A 1,216-nucleotide genomic window follows, 5' to 3' on the forward strand; every position below is an offset into this window, starting at 1 on the left:
GACAGGGCGTCTACACCGCCAATGATTCTGCTTACGCGGCGGCGATCGACCTGAAGAAGGCCGGCGTCAACGTGGCGGCGATCGTCGATCTGCGCGAAAATCCGACCGGACCGGTGATCGACGAGGCGAGGGCGCTCGGCATCGAGATCAATTTCGGCCGCGCGGTGATCCGCGCTGGCGGTAAGCTCAGGGTGTCGTCGATGACCGTGCAGCCGAAGAATGGCGGCGGCGAACGCACCATCGCGGTCGATGCGATCCTGATGTCGGCCGGCTGGACGCCGTCGGTGCATCTGTTCTCGCAGTCGCGCGGAAAGGTCGCCTTCAACGACGAGACCAAGCGCTTCGTGCCGGGCACCTATGCGCAGGACTGCGTCTCGGTGGGCGCCTGCAACGGCACCGACGGGCTGTCGGCGACGGTGGACGAGGCCTATGCGGCGGGCGCCAAGGCGGCGAAAGATGCCGGCGCCAAAGCCGCCAAGAGCAGTAAGCCGAAGGTCGATGCGTCGGAGAGCTGGTCGCGCGGTATGTTGGGCGCGGCGCCCGGCGCCGGGCCGGACACGACTGTGAAGGCGTTTGTCGATTTCCAGAACGACGTCACCGCCAAGGATATCCGCCAGGCGGTGCACGAAGGCATGCGCTCGATCGAGCACGTCAAGCGCTTCACCACCAACGGCATGGCGACCGACCAGGGCAAGACCTCCAACATGCACGGCCTGGCGATTGCCGCCGAGACGCTGGGAAAGCCGATCCCGGAGGTCGGCCTGACCACGTTCCGTGCGCCCTATACGCCGGTCACCTTCGGCGCGATCGTCAGCCATGCGCGCGGTCCGCTGTTCGACCCGACGCGCAGAACCGCGATCCATCCCTGGGCCGAGGCGCAAGGTGCCGTGTTCGAGGATGTCGGCCAGTGGAAGCGCGCCTGGTATTTCCCCAAGGCGGGCGAGGACATGCATGCCGCGGTCGACCGCGAATGCGTCGCGGTGCGCAAGACGGCGGGCCTGTTCGATGCCTCTACGCTGGGCAAGATCGAGGTGGTTGGGCCGGATGCGGCCAAGTTCATGGAACTGCTCTACACCAACCCATGGGAGAAGCTGGAACCCGGCCGCTGCCGCTACGGCATCATGCTGCGCGAGGACGGCTTCATCTATGACGACGGCGTCGTCGGCAGGCTGGCCCCCGACCGTTTCCACGTGACGACGACGCCGTCGTCATAGAT

1 pseudogene is annotated in these 1,216 nt (G+C 66.4%); it reads left to right on the top strand.

From position 1 onward, the window contains the following. A pseudogene (locus EN939_RS34910) lies at positions 1–1,202 on the top strand (sarcosine oxidase subunit alpha); the annotation flags it as partial. Between the last annotated feature and the right edge of the window lie 14 nt (positions 1,203–1,216).

This window comes from Mesorhizobium sp. M7A.F.Ca.CA.002.05.1.1 (assembly GCF_003998335.1).
Lineage (GTDB): Bacteria > Pseudomonadota > Alphaproteobacteria > Rhizobiales > Rhizobiaceae > Mesorhizobium.